The 2,593-nt window shown below is 68.5% G+C and carries 3 protein-coding genes; 2 read left to right on the top strand and 1 reads right to left on the bottom strand.

The window, feature by feature from the left end; all coding sequences use genetic code 11:
* Nucleotides 1–347 (top strand): hypothetical protein (locus tag TX83_RS23335; protein ID WP_222423759.1); only part of this gene is annotated, 347 nt, incomplete at its 5' end.
* Here the strand turns inward: TX83_RS23335 and TX83_RS11285 are convergent.
* On the bottom strand, nt 326–769 hold the full coding sequence (locus tag TX83_RS11285; protein WP_064748050.1) for a hypothetical protein: 444 nt from the start codon (nt 767–769) through the stop codon (nt 326–328). The two genes, TX83_RS23335 and TX83_RS11285, sit on opposite strands and share 22 nt — an antisense overlap.
* A gap of 104 nt (nt 770–873) precedes the next feature.
* Here TX83_RS11285 and aceK point away from each other — a divergent pair.
* On the top strand, nt 874–2,593 hold a 1,720-nt coding region (aceK, locus tag TX83_RS11290; RefSeq protein ID WP_064748051.1), incomplete at its 3' end, for a bifunctional isocitrate dehydrogenase kinase/phosphatase.

The following is a 2,593-nucleotide window of genomic DNA, read 5'->3' on the forward strand; positions in this document are numbered from 1 at the left end:
GGGTCACTTTCTTTGTCCAAGGCGACAAAGAAAGTAACCAAAGAAAACGCCATATCTGTTTCGAATCAAAAGCCACGATGGGACGGAGCTTGCGCGGGGCTGCTCCGCACAGGCCATCCATGGCCTGGCTGCGCACGGGCCGCATCCCTGCGGCCCGCTCTCCGGGGCTTCAGGGCGTTCTCGCGAGTTCGAAACCACGCCAAGCTTTTCACGGCAACGGCAACGGCAGCGGCAGCAGCAGCAGCGGCAGCGGCAGCGGCAGCGGCAGCGGCAGCGGCTACCGCTATCGTCACAGGCTTTTCGGCGGCCCGGCTAACGCAGAGCGTCAGCAGTCGTCGTTCTCGTAGTGCATCTTTTCCAGCGTGTCCTCGATCTCCGCGCGCTTCTTGGCCGAGGTCGGGGCCCGATCGAACCGCGCCGGCAGCAGCCGTTCGCCGTCGGGGCTGATCCACTTGCCCTTCAGGACCGTGCCGTCGCGCACCAGCATCAGCGCGCCGCTGACCCCGGCCTCAAGGCCGGACTCGACCAGGGCCAGGTGGCCCTGGTCGTCGCTGTTGGCGCGCAACAACAACCATTTCGACACGTGGTCGTAGCGGTAGATGGCGGTAACGATGCGGGCGACGCCGCCGCATGGGGCCGGCTCGTCCTTGAGGTACATCGTCACCGCGCGCTCGCCGACCCGGCCGGTGTACTGCGCGACCGTGGTCTCGTCGCCGGCGCTGGCGGCGCGCGGCAGGAGAGTTGCGGCCAGCAAAGCGGCGATGGGCATCCATGTCCTGAGCGTCATGCGGTCACCTGAAAGTTTCATCGGAAAGGAATAACGGCGGCGGCGAGCATGCCACAGCCGCCGCGCCGTCGTCTTACACTGCCGGCATGGCCTCTCCCGCCCACGCCGCCGAAGCCGCAGCCGTCGCCGGCCAGATCCGCGACGCCTTCGCCGACTACCACGCCCGCTTCGCCGCGATCACCCGTCGCGCCAAGGACCGGTTCGAGCGCTGCGACTGGAGCGGCGCACGCGACGACGCGCTCGAGCGCATCGAGCTGTACGACCGCTGCATTGCCGAAGCCAGCGACGCGCTGGAAGCGCGCCTGGGCGAACGCGACCGCGATCGCGCGCTGTGGTCGGCGGTGCATGCCGCCTACGCGGAAGCGGTCGCGCCGCTGCTCGACGGCGAGCTGTACAAGACTTTCTTCAATACCCTCACCCGGCGCTTCTTCAAGACCCGCGGCGTGGATGCGGCGATCGAATTCGTCGCCCTCGACATCGAGCCGACCGACGCCATCACCCATCCGGTGGCGCGCCACAGCTATGCGGTGTCCGAAGAACGCCTGATCGACACCTTCGTGCGCGTGCTCGGCGACTACCCGTTCGCGGTGCCGTACGCGCACCGCACCCGTTGCGCGGCCGGGATCGCGGTGCGGCTGCAGGAGGACTTGCAGCACTGGGGACCGCATCCGGTGCGCGCGGTCGAGCTGCTGGACACGGTGTTCTACCGCGAGCGGCGCGCGTATCTGGTCGGGCGCGTGTTCGGCGAGCGCGCGTTCTCGCCCTGCGTGATCGCCCTGGTCAACGACGGCGGCGCGCTGCGGGTCGATGCGGTGCTGACCCTGCGCAGCGAAGTGGTGCAGTTGTTCAGCTACTCGCGCAGTTATTTCCATGCCGACCTGGGCACGGTCGGCGACGCGGTGGTGTTCCTGCGCACCCTGTTGCCGGGTAAGCCCATCGACGAGCTGTACACCGTGCTCGGCCGGGCCAAGCAGGGCAAGACCGAGCGCTACCGCACCTTCTTCCGCCAGTTCGCCAGCCAGTCCGGCGAGCGCCTGATCCGCGCCGAGGGCGAGCGCGGCATGGTCATGGCGGTGTTCACCCTGCCCAGCTATCCGCTGGTGTTCAAGCTGATCCGCGATCGCTTCGCCTACCCGAAGGAGGTCGCGCGCGAGGAGGTCGAGGCCAAGTACGCGCTGGTGTTCAAGCACGACCGCGTCGGCCGCCTGGTCGACGCGCAGCCGTTCCGGTTCCTGCGCTTCCCGCGCGCGCGCTTCGCCCCCGACCTGCTCGACGAACTGCTCAGCACCTGCGCCAGCAGCATCAGCCTGGACGGCGACGACCTGGTGCTGCACCTGTGCTACGTCGAACGCCGGCTGCGCCCGCTCAACCTGTACGTGCGCGAACAGACCCCGGAGGCCGCGCGCGCGGCGGTGATCGACTACGGCCAGGCGATCCGCGACCTGGCGCTGAGCAATATCTTCCCCGGCGACCTGCTGCTGAAGAATTTCGGCGTGTCGCGCCACGGCCGGGCGGTGTTCTACGACTACGACGAGCTGTGCCTGGTCACCGACTGCCGGTTCCGGCATGTGCCGCAGCCACGCAACCACGAAGAAGAAATGGAGGCCGGCGCCTGGTTCTACGCCGCCGGGCACGATGTGTTCCCGGCCCAGTTCCCGCGCTTCCTCGGCCTGTCGCCGCCCTTGCTCGGCGCGCTGATGCATGCGCACGCCGACATCTTCCGGGTCGAGTGGTGGCAGCAGGTGCAGGAGGGGCTGGTGCAGGGCCGCCACAACGACATCGCGCCGTATCCCTCGGAGCGGCGGG

Origin of the sequence: Lysobacter antibioticus HS124 (genome assembly GCF_000336385.2) — a bacterium.
In the GTDB taxonomy this organism is placed as follows: domain Bacteria; phylum Pseudomonadota; class Gammaproteobacteria; order Xanthomonadales; family Xanthomonadaceae; genus Lysobacter; species Lysobacter firmicutimachus.

Coding starts and splice junctions, on each gene's coding strand:
- TX83_RS11285 (WP_064748050.1), bottom strand. CDS start 769: ATGCCCATCGCCGCTTTGCTGGCCGCAACTCTCCTGCCGCGCGCCGCC.